Annotated in this window: 13 protein-coding genes and 1 riboswitch; of the genes, 8 read left to right on the forward strand and 5 right to left on the reverse strand. The window is 64.9% G+C overall.

The genetic code is table 11. From position 1 onward, the window contains the following. Positions 1-123: 123 nt before the first annotated feature. The 6 genes from pheS (at position 124) to P0M04_RS21575 (ending at position 7219) form a co-directional block, all read left to right on the forward strand. A complete protein-coding gene (pheS, locus tag P0M04_RS21550) occupies positions 124-1140 on the forward strand; it encodes a phenylalanine--tRNA ligase subunit alpha (protein ID WP_160407640.1) in 1017 nt (338 codons plus the stop codon). Between the two features lie 33 nt (positions 1141-1173). Further along, positions 1174-3600 carry a phenylalanine--tRNA ligase subunit beta gene (pheT, locus tag P0M04_RS21555; RefSeq protein WP_259447082.1) on the forward strand — a complete coding sequence of 809 codons (2427 nt, stop codon included), beginning with the start codon at positions 1174-1176 and terminating at the stop codon, positions 3598-3600. A gap of 140 nt (positions 3601-3740) precedes the next feature. Then, entirely contained in the window at positions 3741-4136 is a 396-nt protein-coding gene (locus P0M04_RS21560) for an integration host factor subunit alpha (protein ID WP_259447863.1), read from the forward strand. A gap of 24 nt (positions 4137-4160) precedes the next feature. Continuing rightward, positions 4161-4568 (forward strand): MerR family transcriptional regulator, encoded by a 408-nt coding sequence (locus P0M04_RS21565; protein ID WP_259447081.1) that lies wholly within the window; start codon positions 4161-4163, stop codon positions 4566-4568. Positions 4569-4746: 178 nt separating this feature from the next. Continuing rightward, positions 4747-5379 carry a response regulator gene (locus P0M04_RS21570; RefSeq protein WP_036228513.1) on the forward strand — a complete coding sequence of 211 codons (633 nt, stop codon included), beginning with the start codon at positions 4747-4749 and terminating at the stop codon, positions 5377-5379. A 202-nt stretch (positions 5380-5581) separates the two neighbouring features. Then, complete coding sequence (locus P0M04_RS21575; RefSeq protein ID WP_259447080.1) at positions 5582-7219, forward strand: CHASE3 domain-containing protein; 1638 nt, start codon at positions 5582-5584, stop codon at positions 7217-7219. Here the strand turns inward: P0M04_RS21575 and P0M04_RS21580 are convergent. Then, the gene (locus P0M04_RS21580) at positions 7173-7988 is read right to left on the reverse strand and encodes a Crp/Fnr family transcriptional regulator (protein ID WP_091667101.1); all 816 of its coding nucleotides are present in this window, start codon (positions 7986-7988) and stop codon (positions 7173-7175) included. The genes P0M04_RS21575 and P0M04_RS21580 overlap by 47 nt on opposite strands. A 432-nt stretch (positions 7989-8420) precedes the next feature. Between P0M04_RS21580 and P0M04_RS21585 the strand changes: the two genes are divergently transcribed. Then, the gene (locus P0M04_RS21585) at positions 8421-10079 is read left to right on the forward strand and encodes a peptide chain release factor 3 (protein WP_259447079.1); all 1659 of its coding nucleotides are present in this window, start codon (positions 8421-8423) and stop codon (positions 10077-10079) included. Between the two features lie 21 nt (positions 10080-10100). Here the strand turns inward: P0M04_RS21585 and P0M04_RS21590 are convergent, their stop codons facing one another. Next, positions 10101-10427, reverse strand: coding sequence for a hypothetical protein (locus P0M04_RS21590; protein ID WP_259447078.1), 327 nt, complete (start codon positions 10425-10427; stop codon positions 10101-10103). 157 nt (positions 10428-10584) lie between these two features. Between P0M04_RS21590 and P0M04_RS21595 the strand changes: the two genes are divergently transcribed. Further along, positions 10585-12192, forward strand: coding sequence for an MCP four helix bundle domain-containing protein (locus tag P0M04_RS21595; RefSeq protein ID WP_259447077.1), 1608 nt, complete (start codon positions 10585-10587; stop codon positions 12190-12192). Between the two features lie 25 nt (positions 12193-12217). On the opposite strand, the gene gcvP is transcribed toward P0M04_RS21595, so the two are convergent. The 3 genes from gcvP to gcvT form a co-directional block, all read right to left on the reverse strand. Continuing rightward, entirely contained in the window at positions 12218-15097 is a 2880-nt protein-coding gene (gene gcvP, locus P0M04_RS21600; protein WP_259447076.1) for an aminomethyl-transferring glycine dehydrogenase, read from the reverse strand. A gap of 120 nt (positions 15098-15217) precedes the next feature. Next, positions 15218-15598 carry a glycine cleavage system protein GcvH gene (gene gcvH, locus P0M04_RS21605; RefSeq protein ID WP_259447075.1) on the reverse strand — a complete coding sequence of 127 codons (381 nt, stop codon included), beginning with the start codon at positions 15596-15598 and terminating at the stop codon, positions 15218-15220. Positions 15599-15648: 50 nt separating this feature from the next. After that, a complete protein-coding gene (gene gcvT / locus P0M04_RS21610) occupies positions 15649-16773 on the reverse strand; it encodes a glycine cleavage system aminomethyltransferase GcvT (protein WP_259447074.1) in 1125 nt (374 codons plus the stop codon). A gap of 52 nt (positions 16774-16825) precedes the next feature. After that, positions 16826-16929, reverse strand: a riboswitch (glycine riboswitch). Positions 16930-16931 lie beyond the last annotated feature (2 nt).

Genomic DNA, 16931 nt, shown 5'->3' on the forward strand with positions numbered 1-16931 from the left:
ACGCAAGACCAGCATCGCGCCGCCGCAGGGCGGCCGATGCGCAAAGGACGGGGCAAAGGTTTCACGACCGATGCCCTGTTTTTGTTTCTGGCGCCTCCCGCCCTCAATAGGAAAAGAACACGCATGAACTCGCTGGAAGAACTCGTCGTCTCCGCCCAGTCCGACTTTGGTGCGGCACAAGACGCTGCCGCGCTGGAAAACGCAAAAGCGAAATACCTGGGCAAGACCGGCCAGGTGACCGACCTGATGAAGGGCCTCGGCAAGCTCGATCCCGAACAGCGCAAGGCGCAGGGCGCCCTGATCAACGCCGCCAAAGAAAAAATCGAACAGGCGTTGACGGCCCGCCGTGAGGATCTCGCCAACGCGCAATTGATGGCGCGCCTGAACGCGGAAGCGATCGACGTCACCCTGCCGGGCCGCGGCCGCGCCAAGGGCGGCATCCACCCCGTCATGCGGACCTGGGAACGGGTCGAACAGATTTTCCGCTCGATCGGTTTCGACGTGGCCGACGGCCCCGAGATCGAGACCGACTGGACCAATTTCACCGCGCTGAACAGCCCGGAAAACCACCCGGCACGCTCGATGCAGGACACGTTCTACATCGAAGGCAATGACAGCACCGGCAAGCCGCTGCTGCTGCGCACCCACACGAGCCCGATGCAGGTGCGCTATGCCCGCACCCACACGCCGCCGATCAAGGTGATCGCGCCGGGCCGCACGTACCGCGTCGACAGCGACGCCACGCACTCGCCGATGTTCCACCAGGTCGAGGGCCTGTGGATCGGCGAAGACATCAGCTTTGCCGACCTGAAGGGCGTGTACCTGAACTTCGTGAAGGCGTTCTTCGAGACGGACGACCTGCAGGTCCGCTTCCGTCCGTCGTACTTCCCGTTCACGGAACCGTCGGCCGAGATCGACATCGCGTTCGGCTCCGGTCCGCTGAAGGGCCGCTGGCTGGAAGTGTCGGGCGCCGGCCAGGTGCACCCGACGGTCGTCCGCAATTTCGGACTGGATCCGGAAAAATTCATCGGTTTCGCGTTCGGTTCGGGCCTGGAGCGCCTGACCATGCTGCGTTACGGGATCAACGATTTGCGCCTGTTCTACGAAGGCGATCTCCGTTTCCTGAAGCAATTTAACTAAGCCGCAACCGTCCGAACAAGAAGGCAAACGAATATGCAATTCTCTGAAAACTGGCTCCGTTCCATGGTCGATCCGAAGATCAATTCGGACGAACTCGCGCACCTGCTCACGATGTCCGGCCTCGAAGTGGAAGAGGTCGAAGCGGTTGCGCCGCCGTTCTCGAACGTCGTCGTGGCGGAAGTCAAGGAAGTGGCCAAGCACCCGAACGCGGACCGCCTGAACGTGTGCCAGGTCGACGTCGGCACCGGCACCCTGCTGAACATCGTCTGCGGCGCGCCGAACGTGCGCGCGGGCATGAAGGCTATCTGCGCGATGGCCGGCGCCGTGCTGCCGCCGGGTCCGGACGGCAAGCCGTTCGAAATCAAGGTCGGCAAACTGCGCGGCGTGGAATCGCAGGGCATGATGTGCTCGGCCAAAGAACTGAAGCTCTCGGAAGAGAGCAGCGGCCTGATGGAGCTGCCGGAAGACGCGCCCGTCGGCCAGAACATCCGCGACTACCTGGCCCTGAACGACCTGAAATTCACGATCAAGCTTACGCCGAACAAGGCCGACTGCCTGTCCGTGCTGGGCGTCGCGCGCGAAGTGTCCGCGCTGACCGGCGTGCCGCTGTCGCTGCCGGCCTTCCGCCCGGCGACCGTGAACACGGACGAAGTGCTGCCCGTTAAAATTTCCGCGACGGACCTGTGCGGCCGTTTCGCCGGCCGCGTCATCCGCGGCCTGAACGCGAAGGCGGCGACGCCGGAGTGGATGAAGCGCCGCCTCGAGCGCAGCGGCCAGCGTTCCGTGTCGGCCCTCGTCGACATCTCGAACTATGTCATGCTGGAAGTGGGCCGTCCGTCGCACGTGTTTGACCTGGACAAGATCCACGGCGGCATGGATGTGCGTTGGGGCCGCAAGGGCGAAACGCTGAAGCTCCTGAACGGCAACACGGTCGACATCGACGAGTGGGTTGGCGTGATCGCCGACGAGAAAGAGCTCGAGTCGCTGGCCGGCATCATGGGCGGCGACGCCACGGCCGTCTCGCTCGACACGACGAATATTTATCTGGAAGCCGCATTCTGGTGGCCGAACGCCATCCAGGGCCGCGCCCGCCGCTATAACTTCTCGACGGATGCCGCACACCGCTTCGAGCGCGGCGTCGACTATGCGACGATCCCCGAGCACCTCGAACGCATCACGTCGCTGATCGTCGAGATCTGCGGCACGGCCGACACGAAAGTCGGTCCGATCGACGACCAGGCCCCGAACCTGCCGCAGCGCAAGCCGGTCACCCTGCGTACCGCGCGCGCCGCGAAAGTCATCGGCGTGCCCGTCACCGACGATATGGTCGCCGACATCTTTACGCGCCTGCACCTGCCGTTCGAACGCGAGACCGGCCTGTTCCACGTGACGGCGCCGTCGTACCGCTTCGACATCGAGATCGAGGAAGACCTGATCGAAGAAGTGGCGCGCGTCTATGGCTTCGAGAACATTCCGACGTTGCCGCCGGTGGCGCCGTCGGCGATGCTGATCGAGCCGGAAAACACCCGCTCGCTGTTCGCCATCCGCCACGAGCTGGCCGACCTGGGCTACCAGGAAGTCGTGAACATGAGCTTCGTCGAGCAGCAGTGGGAAGCGGATTTCGCCAACAACACGAATCCGATCCGCCTGCAGAACCCGATCGCGAGCCAGATGAGCGTGATGCGCTCGACGCTGATCGGCAGCCTCGTCGCCAACGTGCGCTACAACCTGAACCGCAAGGCCGGCCGCGTGCGCGTGTTCGAAGTGGGCGGCGTGTTCCTGCGCAATCCGGACGCCCAGGACGGTCCGCTGGCCGTCGCCGGCTTCGACCAGCCCAAGCGCGTCGCCGCCATCGCCTACGGCCCGGCCGCGGACGAGCAGTGGGGCCAGCCGACCCGTGCCGTCGATTATTTCGACGTCAAGGGCGACCTGGAAGCCCTGTTCGCACCGCGCGCCGTACGCTTCAGCAAGACCGAACACCCGGCGCTGCACCCGGGCCGCTCGGCCACGGTGGAAGTCGACGGCAAGGTCGTCGGCGTGATCGGCGAGCTGCATCCGCGCTGGCTGCAGAAGTACGACCTGCCGCAGGCACCGGTGCTGTTCGAGGTGGATGCGGATGCGCTGCGCGCGCGCGACGTGCCGCGCTACGCCGACATTTCCAAGTTCCCGGGCGCCACGCGCGACCTCGCGCTGGTGGTGAAACAGGACGTGCCGGCCCAGGCGCTGCTCGACGCTTTCCAGGCGGAACTGGCGTCGAACGCGCTTGGCAAACTCGTGCAAGCCGTTGTTTTGTTTGATGAATACCGCGGCAAAGGTTTGGAACAAGATGAAAAAAGTCTTGCTTTCCGCTTTGGCTTGCAAGATACTCAATCGACGCTGCAGGACGATGCGGTCGAGGCCATCATGGCCGCGCTCGCTAACGCCGCGCAACAAAAACACGGTGCCAAACTGCGCGCCTGATAAGGGCTGATGCCTAACAGGGGCTCGGGAATGTGTTCCTCGAGCCCCCATCCAGAACAAGGTAGGGCTTTAAAATTAACAACAACGACGTTGATTCCGCCGTGCTCCAGGAAGCGCTGGCCGCCGATCTGCATCGTGCGATGCAGGTGGCCCGGGTACGGCAGGAAGCGGAAAAGGCGTTGCCGACCCTGACCAAGGCGGAGCTGGCCGAACTGCTGTTCGAGCAGGTCGGTCTGAACAAGCGCGAGGCCAAGGACATGGTCGAGACGTTCTTCGACGAGATCCGCAATGCGCTCGAGCGCGGCGAGGCCGTCAAGCTGTCCGGCTTCGGCAACTTCCAGCTGCGCGACAAGCCGCAGCGGCCCGGCCGCAATCCGAAAACCGGGGAAGAGATCCCCATCACGGCGCGCCGCGTCGTGACTTTCCACGCCAGCCAGAAGCTGAAGGGTATGGTCGAGGAGGCCAATCCGGGCAGCCCGCGCAATCCGGATCGCCCCGACGGCCCCGATCATCCCTCCCTGGCGCGTGCAGCCTGATAAAGCCGCCAAGGCTCGTGAGCGATGAACGACCGACCGAACAAGATGGAACCGACCGTGCTGCCGCCGATCCCGGCCAAGCGCTATTTCACGATTGGCGAAGTCAGCGAATTGTGCGGGGTCAAGCCGCATGTGCTCCGCTACTGGGAGCAGGAATTCACCCAGCTAAAACCGGTCAAACGCCGTGGAAACCGCCGCTATTACCAGCACCACGAAGTGCTGTTGATCCGGCGTATCCGTGAACTGCTGTACGAGCAGGGCTTCACCATCAGCGGAGCACGCAACCGCCTGGATGGGCGCGGCCAGCTCGAGGTCGAGGCGTTGCCGGAGCCGCCACCAGCGCCAGCCGTGCCGACCATCGAGCCGGAAGCGTTGCGCGCCGAGCTGCACGCCATTCTCGCTCTGCTCAAGCACGGTTCGCCGGCAGTCTGAAGCCCGCCGAGGGCGCTACGGCCGACGCAGCCAGCTCAGGCGTGCGCGCCTGTTGTTCTGCACCCCGGAGGTGCTAAAATGTCACTTGCAGTTTGCTGACTCAAACGCATGACCTGACCGGAGGCGTGAGGGGCCAGCCTCGGCTCTTTCCTGTATCGGGAAAACTTAAGGGAAGACAATGATACGCGTTGCCATTTGTGACGATCACCAGATAGTTCGAGCAGGTTTCAAACAGATTTTTTCGTCGTCGGGCGAGTTCGAAGTCGTGGCCGAAGGCGCGACAGGACGCGAGGCCCTCGACATCGCACGCCGCGAGATCTGCGACGTGCTGCTGCTGGACATCGCCATGCCGGACCAGAGCGGCATCGATATCCTGCGCACCATTCGACAGGGCCAGCCCAATCTGCCGGTCCTGATCCTGTCCGGCTATCCGGCCCAGCAGTACGCGCTCAATCTGTTCAAGATGGGCGCCAACGGCTACCTGAACAAGGAATGCGACGCGGACGAACTCAAGACGGCCGTCCGTACCGTGTACCAGGGCCGCCGCTACGTCAGCTCGCAGGTCGGCGAATTGCTGGCCCAGAGTTTCGATCGCGATCCGAACACTGCGCTGCATACGGAATTGTCGGACCGCGAATTCCAGGTGTTCCTCCGCCTGGCCAAGGGCGCGACCGTGTCCGATATCGGCAATGCACTGTCGTTGTCGATCAAGACGGTGTCGACTTACCGTACTCGCATCATGGAAAAGATGGGTCTGCAGTCGAACAGCGACCTGACGTATTACGCCATGAAAAACAATCTGCTCGACTGAGCGGGGTAGGCCGGATGGCAGGGTTCCCTGTCTTTCGGCCTGCAACTGTTATAGCAATTTTGACATTTGCTATGCAGAATTGTTAATTGCGCGTCGTCACCGCGCTACATTTCCTCGTCCGCACGCCTATTCGAGCTCCATGGCAACTTTTCCCGGTCTATAATGACTCGGACAGGCCAAGCTGCGAAAGGAACGACAGAGGATGTTTTTCACCACCGACCCCAGGTTCAGGCCGGTTCGCAGCCTTCCGCTGTACCAGACGCTGCTGTGTGTCGTGTGTGTCCTGATCCTGGTCCTCAACGGCGTCAGCCTCGTCCGCAACCTGGACGGGCTGAAGACCGCCAATGCGCGTCAGGCGCAGGCCGATCGTGTGACGGCCAAACTGCAATACCTGAACCTGCTCGTGACCGATGCGGAAAGCGGTCTGCGGGGCTATTATCTGTCCGGTTCCGACACCTACCTGGGCCCGTTGCGCACGGCCGAGCGTGAACTGGATGGCCAGTTCAACAGCCTCAAGACGCTGCTGGCCGACAATCCTTCCCAGCTGAAGAACCTCACCCAGCTGCAGAATCTCGTCGTCCGCCGCATCAACCTGATGAACCAGGGCCTGGAAGTCTATCGCCATGGCGGCCTCTCCGACATCGTCGCCATCGCGCAGACGCAGGAAGACAAGACCCACATGGACGAGATCCGCCTGCAGGTGGTGATCATGACGGGCGAACAGAACGAAACGCTCGCCGCGCGCAGCGCCGTCTTCTACGACCGCTACCGGCTCGCCGCGCTGCGCGGCCTCGGCATCAACGTGGCGGCACTCGTCACCCTTGTCCTGTTCTACAACCTGATCCGCCGCAGCTTCCGCGCACGCCTGAATGCCGAGCGAGCACTCCAACAAACCAATGATCACCTGGAATCGCTCGTGACGGAGCGCACGGAGCAGTTGTCCGTGCTGTCGCGCCACCTGATCCGCGTGTCGGAAGAAGAAAAGGCCAAACTGGCGCGCGAACTGCACGACGAGATGGGCGCCAACCTGACGGCCATCGGCATGCATCTCGCGTCGGTGACCGACCAGATCAAGACCGCGCACCCGGACCATGCGGAGACGCTGGGCCGCGCCCGCGCCGTGCTCGTCGAGACGGTGGAACTGAAGCGCCGCATCGTGGAAGACCTGCGTCCGAGCCTGCTGGACAACCTGGGCCTGTCCGCCGCGCTGCAGAGTTATTGCGAAGACTTCGGCCGCACGACGGGCGTCGACTGCGAGGCGCTCATCGAGGGCGACATCGACAGCGCCGGCTCCGCGCAGTCGATCGCGCTGTTCCGCATCGCGCAGGAATCGCTGAACAACGTAGCGAAGTACGCACAGGCCCGTCACGTCGTCGTGCACCTGGCGCGCGAAGGGGAGGCATTTACGCTCGAGGTCAGCGACGATGGTGTCGGGATTCCGCCGGACGCGATGCGCCGTCCGAAATCGCATGGCCTGCTGGGGATGCGCGAACGGGCATTGCTGCTGGGAGGGACATTGCGGGTGGACCGCGGCGTGAACGGGATCGGGACCACGGTTCACGCCATCGTTCCGGTGACGGTGCCGGGCGGTACCGAATCCGGCGGGACCGCGTCAGGCGGCACCCTGGATATCGCGGCGCTGGCCGTGGCGCCCTCGGCAGCACCGGCGGAGGAAACGCCACCGGAACCGGCCGCGCCGGCCGAGCATCAACTACATAGTCAATTGCGTGATCAACTGCGCGCAGCCCAGGCCCAGTCGTCATTGGCGACGGCGGGGCGGGATGCGTTACCGCTCATGCGCGCGACACGTCCATCAGCAGGCGGTCATACTCGCTTTTAGCGACCTTGTAGCACTCGCCCGCGTAGTCTTCCAGGCCCTGGCGGTTCAGCACGGTGATGTTGCCGCGGCGGTACTGGATCAGGCCTTCGTCCTGCAGCTTGCCGGCAGCGGCCGTGATGCTTTCGCGGCGCACGCCCAGCATGATCGAGATGAGTTCCTGCGTAACTTTCAGTTCATTGCTCGGCGAACGGTCCAGGCGGTCCAGCAGCCAGCGGCACAGTTTTTGTTCGATCGAGCTGTGGCGGCCGCCGACGGCGTTCTGGGCCATCTGGGCGAACAGCGCGTTCGTGTAGCGCATCAGCAGTTGGGGCAGGGCGCCGCCTTTGTTGAAGGCGTCGCGCAGGTATTGGGTCTTGAGGCGGTAGCCGTAGCCGGCGCTCTGGACGACGGCGCTGCACGTGGCGCGCTCGCCCATGAACAGCGACACACCGACGGCACCTTCATGGCCGACCACGGCGATCTCCGTCGTGGCGCCGTCTTCCATCACGTACAGGAGGGAGACGATGGCGGTGGTGGGGAAGTACACGTATTCCAGCTTGCTGCCGTATTCGAACAGTTCCTTGCCGAAGGGCAGCGGAACGAGTTCCAGGTGCTCAAACAGGGTTTCCAGGTCTTGGCGCGGCAGGGCCGCGAGCAACTCGTTTTGTTGGGTGCCGCTGTAGCTCACAACCGGACGGGCGGCCAGTTTGATTTCTTCGCTGGTCGAGGGGATCTGATTCACCGATTGCGCCTTTTTCTGGGCGGCGTTACCGAGTTGGGCGTTATTCATTTTGTCCTCGTTATCTCTGACATACATCACTGGGGCGATTGCTTGGATGGGTTTCCTCATCGCGATGTGTGTACATTAATGCCATAGTCTCTTGCCGAACATAAGATTAGCTGTCGCCCCCATGTAGGTCCTATGCATGATGTTATGTAAGCCCAGTCCTACTAGAGAGAAACTTTCAGTAGGGGGCTTTTTTTATAACTTCGACAATGGTTTGGTGGCATTAAAACGTTTCGATGCCCAGCTGTTTTCGGCTCATTTTGTTTTTTCGGCCACATCCATACGCCTGTCGAGGCCGCTAAACTTCCCGCTCTTCACATCCCGCGCCCGACTGCTCCTACACGGCGGGCTTCCGGTGCGACAGGAATTGGTTCACACAAGGTACGCTGGACCCGGTAAAATCGAGAGTTTTGCAAGCGCCCCAACGGCGAGACCATGTCCAACGAAATCGACGCAACCACCACCGACATTCAAGACGCTGCGGTAACCAGCAAGCCCGCTGCCACGATCGCGCGCGAAGTCGCGCGCCGCCGCACCTTCGGCATCATTTCCCACCCCGACGCCGGCAAGACGACGTTGACCGAAAAGCTGCTGCTGTTCTCGGGCGCGATCCAGCTGGCCGGTACCGTCAAGGGCCGCAAGAGCGGCCGCCATGCGACGTCGGACTGGATGGACATCGAAAAGCAGCGCGGCATCTCGGTCGCGTCGTCGGTGATGCAGTTCGAGTTCCGCGACCACGTTATCAACCTGCTCGACACCCCGGGCCACCAGGACTTTTCGGAAGACACGTACCGCGTGCTGACGGCCGTCGACTCCGCGCTGATGGTGATCGACGCGGCCAAGGGCGTGGAAGAACAGACGATCAAGCTGCTGGATGTCTGCCGCATGCGCGACACCCCGATCGTCACCTTCATGAACAAGCTCGACCGCGAAACCCGCGACCCGCTCGAGCTGCTCGACGAAGTGGAATCGGTGCTGAAGATCGAATGCGCGCCGGTGACCTGGCCGATCGGCATGGGCAAGAACTTCCGCGGCGTGTACCACCTGCTGAACGACGAAGTCATGCTGTTCAAGGCCGGCGAGGAAAAGGCCGACGGCGCCTACGAGATCATCAAGGGCATCGACAACCCGCGCCTGACCGAGATGTTCCCGCTCGAGATGGAACAGCTCAAGATGGAAGTGGAGCTGGTGCACGGCGCCTCGCACCCGTTCGACCTGGAGCGCTTCCTGTCCGGCGTGCAGACCCCCGTGTTCTTCGGCTCCGCCATCAACAACTTCGGCGTGCGCGAGATCCTGTCGGCCCTCGTCGAGTGGGCCCCGGCGCCGCGCGAGCGCGATGCGACCGTGCGCCCCGTGCGTCCGGACGAGCAGCCGTTCTCCGGCTTCGTCTTCAAGATCCAGGCCAACATGGACCCGGCCCACCGCGACCGCATCGCGTTCCTGCGCGTGTGCTCGGGACGGTTCGAGAAGGGCATGAAGGTCAAGCACCTGCGCCTGGGCCGCGAAGTCAAACTGTCGTCCGTCGTGACGTTCATGGCGTCGAGCCGCGAACAGGTCGAAGAGGCCTACGCGGGCGACATCATCGGCCTGCCGAACCACGGCAACATGCAGATCGGCGACAGCTTCTCGGAAGGCGAGATGCTGACGTTCACCGGCATCCCGTACTTCGCGCCGGAGCTGTTCCGCACGGTGCGCATCCGCAATCCGCTCAAGACCAAGCAGCTCCACAAAGGCCTGCAGCAGCTGGGCGAAGAGGGCGCCGTGCAGGTGTTCAAGCCGGTGATGGGCAGCGACCTGATTCTTGGCGCGGTCGGCGTGCTGCAGTTCGAGGTCGTGGCGAGCCGCCTGCTCAACGAATACGGCGTCGACGCCGTGTTCGAAGGCGCGAGCATCAGCAGCGCGCGCTGGGTGTCGAGCGACGACAAGAAGTCGCTGTCCGACTTCGAAGCGCAACTGGCGCACAACGTCGCCTACGATGCGGCGGGCAACCTGGCCTACCTCGCCACGTCCGGCGTCAACCTGCGCCTCACGCAGGAACGCTGGCCGAAGCTCCAGTTCCACGCGACGCGCGAACACGCCGCCAAGCTGGATTAAAGGTTCGGCACACGTTGATCGTCACGCCTCCGGCCTGGCGATCAACGCCTCCACGATACTCCCCACGTAACACACGGCGAACACGATCCCGGCCAGCGTCACGCTGACCGGCGTCGGCGCGCTTGCCAGTTGCGCCTCGATCGCCGCCGGATCGGCCGCGATCTTCCCACTCATCAGCTGGTCGACCATGGTGTTCGCCTGGTCCAGCGCAAAATTGAAATACAGGATCGCGGCGATGGCGGCCGGCGCCAGGAACAGCAGGGCGCGCGTACGCCGTCCCAGGTAGTACTGGCCCACACCGGGAAACACCAGGGCCGACAGCAATGCGCCCACACTCTTACGTCTCATCCATTCTCCTCTCACATTTGCAGGCTTGACCCAACACAATGGTCAACCCCGCGGTCGGCGTACATTCATTTAATGCACGCCGGAAATACTGCCAGCCCAGGAGGAGACCATGAATAGACTGTTCCCCTCGAACTGTTCAATCGGACGACGTCCTGACATGCTGGCCCGTCTGCGCATCGGTCCCAAGCTGCTGCTGGCACCCGGCGTCGTGCTGCTGCTGCTCGTGCTGCTGTCCTGCGGCAGCTATTACGCGATGGTACGCCAGAACGAGTCGCTCGACAGCATCGTCCAGCGCCGCGCGGCGAACCTGCGCGCGGCGGCGGAGCTGTCCGCGTCGGCCCGTAGTGCGCATGCCCAGGCCTACCAGGTCCTGACCTGGATCAGCGGCAGCTTTCCCCGCTTCCGCATCGACCCGCTCGCGCTCGACCTGCAGGCCCGGCACGGTGCCGTCGAGCGCGACCTCGCCCAGCTGGCGCGCCTGACGGCCGACAGCCCGGAAGAACAGCGCTACGTCGAACAGGCCCGCGCCGCGTGGGCGCAATACGTGCCGGCCGTGCGCGACGTCATCGAGATCGCGCGCATCGACCAGTCGATCAGCGCCAACGCGATGGTCAAGGCGGAGCGCGCGTTCGCCGTCGTCGGCCAGCGCCTGACGGAGTTGTCGCGGCGCGAGCAGGCGCTGTCCGAGCAGGCGTCGCGCGACGCGGCCGACGATTTTCGCCTGATCGCCGTGCTGATGCCGGTGGTGATCGTCCTGTCGATCGCCGCCTCGCTCGCGATCACGATGGCGGTGCGGCGCGCGCTGCTGGCCGATATCGGCGCGATCGGCGCGGCCGCCCACGGCCTCGCCAGCGGCGACCTGACGATCCGTGCCCGCTCGTACGCCGACGACGAGATCGGCCAGACGGCGCGGCTGCTCGACGCCGGCATCCGCGGCCTGAACCGCCAGTTGCGCACCGTGCTGGAATCGGCCCGCGCGATCGGCGAGGCCTCGCGCGAGATCACGCTGGGCCGCGCCGGCATGCCGCCGCGCGCGCACGTGCGCGATGCGCTGGACCGCACGACGGCGTCGATGCAGGCGCTGGCAACGGCGCTCGACGACAGTGCCGCGGGCGCGTACGCCGCCGGGGAACTCGCCGCGCGCGCGGGCACGGCGGCGGAAGAGGGCGGTGCGCTGGCGCACCGGCTGGTGACGACGATGGAACAGGTGCGGCGCGCGGCCGTGCGCATGGACCGCATCGGCGCGGCCATCGAGAATACGCTGGCGCGCGCCGGCGACGCCGACGGCGGTGGCCGCGAAGCGCGTGCATTGGCCCGGCGTGCCCAGCGCGCGGCACGCGAGGCGCGCACGCTCGCGCGCGAGACCGTGGCCGCGCTCGACGACGGCGGCGCCTGCGCGGTCGAAGCAGGGGCGACAATGGCGGGCCTGGCGGGTGCCGTGGAAGACATGGCCGGGATCGTCGACACCATCGGCAGCACGGGCACGGAACGGGCGCGCGAGCTGGCCGGCGCCAGCCAGGCCATCGTGCGCATGGACGAGCTCACGCAGCAGGGTTCGCGCATGGTGGAGGAAGCGGCGCTGGCCGCACGCGCGCTGCAGCAGCAGGCCCTGGGCCTGGCGCGCACGGTGGCGGTGTTCCGGCTCGACGAAGCCGTGCACGGCTCCAATGAAACGGCCCCGCCGGGAACGCATATGCTGCGTCCGGGCAGGGCCGGCAGACCTTACCTCCGGCTGGCGAGCAGCCGGGGCAAGAATCGCTCGTAGGTGAGCACCTCGTGCCCACACTACTTTACTCGTAGTCTTCGATCGGCGCGCAACCGCAGAACAGGTTACGGTCGCCATACGCGTTGTCCGCGCGGCCGACCGGCGGCCAGTACTTCTTCTTGCGCAGCGACGGCACCGGGAAGGCGGCCACTTCGCGCGAATAGGTGTGCTGCCAGTCGTCCGCGGTGACGACTTCCGCCGTGTGCGGCGCGCCCTTCAGCGGGTTGTCCATGCGGTCGTACTCGCCGCGCTCCACTTTCACGATCTCCGCGTGGATGCAGATCATCGCTTCGATGAAGCGGTCCAGTTCCGCCTTCGCTTCCGACTCGGTCGGCTCGATCATCAGCGTACCCGGCACAGGGAAGCTCATGGTCGGGGCGTGGAAGCCGAAGTCCATCAGGCGCTTGGCCACGTCTTCGTTGCTGATGCCGGTGGCATCCTGCAGCGGACGCAGGTCGATGATGCACTCGTGCGCGACGAGGCCGTCGTGGCCCGTGTACAGCACCGGGTAGTGCGGGGCCAGGCGGCGCGCGATGTAGTTGGCGTTCAGGATCGCCATTTCCGTCGCGGCAGTGAGACCCTCCGCGCCCATCATCGCGATGTACATCCACGAGATCGGCAGGATCGATGCGGAGCCGTACGCGGCCGAGCTGACCGCACCGATGCCCTGCTCGTCACGTTGATAGCCCGTCGATGCCTGGTTCGGCAGGAACGGCACGAGGTGTTCGGCCACCGCGACCGGACCGACACCAGGACCGCCGCCGCCGTGCGGAATGCAGAAGGTCTTGTGCAGGTTCAGGTGGCTCACGTCGCCGCCGAACAGGCCCGGACCGGCCACGCCGACCAGCGCGTTCATGTTGGCGCCGTCGACATACACCTGGCCGCCGTGCGCGTGCACGATCTCGCACAGTTCCTTGATGCCTTCCTCGAACACGCCGTGCGTGGACGGGTAGGTGACCATCACGCACGCCAGGTTGGCGCTGTGTTCCTCGGCCTTATTCTTCAGGTCGGCGAGGTCCACGTTGCCGTTGGCGTCGCACGCGGTCACGACCACCTTCATGCCCACCATGTTGGCGGACGCCGGGTTGGTGCCGTGCGCCGACGACGGGATCAGGCAGATGTTGCGGTGGCCTTCGCCGCGCGACTGGTGGTACTTCTGGATGATCAGCAGGCCGGCGTACTCGCCCTGCGAACCGGCGTTCGGCTGCAGCGACACGCCGGCGTAGCCCGTCACGGCGCACAGCATCGCTTCCAGCTGGCCGATCATCTCGCGGTAGCCGACGGTCTGGTCTTCCGGTGCGAACGGGTGGATGTTCGAGAATTCCGGCCACGTCACCGGGATCATCTCGGACGTCGCGTTCAGCTTCATCGTGCACGAACCCAGCGGGATCATCGTGCGGTCGAGGGCCAGGTCCTTGTCGGCCAGTGCGCGCAGGTAGCGCAGCATCTCGTGCTCGGCATGGTAACGGTTGAACGTCGGGTGCGTCAGGTACGCGCTCGTGCGGGCCAGCGCGGCCGGGTACGCGTCCGCTGCGTCCTTGTCCAGCGTGTCGAAGTCGACGTCGGCGCCGCCGAAGATTTTCACCAGCAGCGCGATGTCGTCGCGGCCGATCGTCTCGTCCAGCGAGATGCCGACGTGGCGCGCATCGATGCGGCGCAGGTTGACGCCGTTGTCATTCGCCACGCGGTGGATGTCGTCGGCGTTGTCGGCGATGACCGTCAGCGTGTCGAAATACGATTCATTGGCCAGCTGGAAGCCGAGGCCCTTCAGCGCGGTGGCGAGGATGCCCGTGTAGCGGTGCACGCGGCGCGCGATCTGTTCCAGACCCTTCGGGCCGTGGTAGACGGCGTACATCGACGCCATCACGGCCAGCAGGACCTGTGCCGTGCAGATGTTCGACGTCGCTTTCTCGCGGCGGATGTGCTGTTCGCGCGTCTGCAGCGCGAGGCGGAAGGCCGGGTTGCCCTGGGCGTCGATGGTGACGCCGGCCAGGCGGCCCGCCATGCTGCGCTTGTACTCGTCGCGCGTGGCCAGGTAGCCCGCGTGCGGGCCGCCGAAGCCGAGCGGCACGCCGAAGCGCTGGCTGTTGCCGACGACGACGTCGGCGCCCCATTCGCCCGGCGGCGTGAGGACGGTCAGCGCCAGCAGGTCGGCCGCGACGACGACCATCGCGCCGGCGGCATGCAGCTTTTCGACGGCCGCGCGGTAGTCGCGCACGTCGCCGTTTACGCCCGGGTATTGCAGCAGGACGCCGAAGCAGGATTCGGTGAGGTTCTCGATGTCGGCGGCGGCGACGGTGCGCACTTCGACGCCGATCGGCAGCGCACGGGTCTGCACGACTTCCAGCGTCTGCGGCAGCACGTCGTCGGCGACGTAGAACACTTTCGATTGCGACTTGCCGACGCGCTGGATCAGCGTCATCGCTTCGGCGGCGGCCGTGCCTTCGTCCAGCATCGACGCGTTGGCGATGCCCATGCCGGTCAGGTCGGTGATGACCTGCTGGAAGTTCAGGATGGCTTCCAGGCGGCCCTGCGAGATCTCCGGCTGGTACGGCGTGTACGCGGTGTACCAGGCCGGGTTTTCGAAGATGTTGCGCAGGATGACGGGCGGCGTGTGGGTGCCGTAGTAGCCCTGGCCGATCAGCGACTTCATGACCTTGTTCTGCGCCGCGATGCCTTTCAGCTTCGCGAGTGCGGCCTGCTCGGGCAGCGGCTCGAAGAACTGGCCCAGGTCCAGCTTGTCCTTGCGGCGGATGTTGGCGGGAACGACGGCGTCTATCAGCTCGGCGCGCGAGGCGTAGCCGAGGGCGGACAGCATGGCCGCCTGTTCGGATGCGGACGGGCCGATGTGGCGCGGGATGAAGCCATCGCGTGCTTCGAGTTGGGTCAGGCTGGTGCGGGTCATGATGGGAGACGAAATGAAAGAATCGGCACCGTCATTCCCGCACAAGCGGGAATCCATGCAGAGTGGCCGAAGTTGGCTCAGTATGGGTTCCCGCTTTCGCGGGAACGACAGGAAATGCAATTAACCTTCGGTGGCCTTGCCGTATGCAGCCGCGTCGAGCAGGCCGTTGACGGCGGCCGGATCCGACGGCTGCAGCTTGAACAGCCACGCATCGTAGGCGTTCGCGTTGATCGAGTCCGGCGAGTCGGCCGTGGCCTGGTTCACCGCGGTGACGGTGCCCGAGACCGGGGCGTAGATGTCGCTGGCGGCCTTGACGGACTCCACGACGGCGGCGTCATCGCCAGCCGTGAAAGCCTTGCCGACCTGCGGCAGTTCGACGAACACGATGTCGCCCAGGGCGTCCTGCGCATATTCGGTGATGCCCACGGTCAGGGTGCCGTCGGCCTCCTGGCGGACCCACTCGTGGGACTCGGTGTACTTCAGGTCGGCTGGGATGTTCATGTGCGTAACTCCGTAGTGATGGATGGTGCGGTAAGTATAGTGTTGTTTGTTCAGGAAGCGAGGATCTTGCCGTTACGCACGAACGGCAGTTTGACGACGGATGCCGCCAGTTTCTTGTCGCGGATTTCGACGTGGACCGTGTCGCCGATCGCGACGTCGACCGGCACGCGTGCCAGCGCGATCGCCTGCTGCATCGACGGGCTGAACGTGCCGCTCGTGATTTCGCCGGCATTGCCCGATGCGGCCACGACCTTCTGGTGCGCGCGCAGGATGCCGCCTTTTTCGCGCAGGATCAGGCCGACGAAGTTCTGCTTCTGGCCGTTCTGTTGGAGGGCGGCTTTGCCGATGAAGTCGCGTTCCGCGACGAGGTCGACGGTCCACGCGAGGCCGGCGTCCAGCGGCGAGACATTGTCGTCCATGTCCTGGCCGTACAGGTTCATGCCCGCTTCCAGGCGCAGAGTGTCGCGCGCACCGAGGCCGGCCGGCTTGACGCCCGCGGCGGCGAGGGCGTTCCACAGCGCCTCGACCTGGCTGGCCGGCACGCCGATCTCGAAGCCGTCCTCGCCCGTGTAGCCGGTGCGGGCGACCATCAGTTCGCCGAACGGGGTGTCGTGCACGATCACGGCGTTGAAGGGCTTCAGGCCTTCCGAGGCGCTTTGCGTCTGCGGCACGACCTGCCACACTTTCGCGCGGGCGTTCGGGCCCTGCACGGCGACGAGGGCGATGCCGTCATCGCTCAGGTCGGCGCGGCGTGGGGTGATCGACAGGCCGCTGGCGGTGGCGTCGTTCTGCTGGCGGATCCAGGCGATGTCCTTCTCGGCCGTGCCGGCGTTGACGACGAGGCGGAACCAGTCTTCGGCGAAGTAGTAGACGATCAGGTCGTCGATGACGCCGCCCTGCGGATTGAGCATGCACGAGTACAGGGCCTTGCCCGGCGCCTGCAGCTTGTCGACGTTATTGGCCAGCAGGCCGCGGAGGAAAGCGCGCACGTTCGCGCCTTTCAGGTCCACGACGCACATGTGGGACACGTCGAACATGCCGGCATCGCTGCGTACCGCATTGTGTTCTTCGATCTGGGAGCCGTAGTTGACGGGCATGTCCCAGCCGCCGAAGTCGACCATCTTGGCGCCAGCGGCACGGTGTACGGAATTGAGCGGGGTCGCTTTGAGCGTCATGGATGGTTCCTCGGCAGAAAATGGGGTCGCGCACGCGGATGTCCGCATGCTCTCGCACCCCTCTGTCCTCGGTACCTGAGAGATAGCGGCGCATTGTATTGCCTGCTCCGCCTGCCCCTTCGGTGGGCCAAAAGGCCGCTCTCCAGAGTTGGTCCACC

This window comes from Telluria mixta (genome assembly GCF_029223865.1).
Lineage (GTDB): Bacteria > Pseudomonadota > Gammaproteobacteria > Burkholderiales > Burkholderiaceae_D > Telluria > Telluria mixta.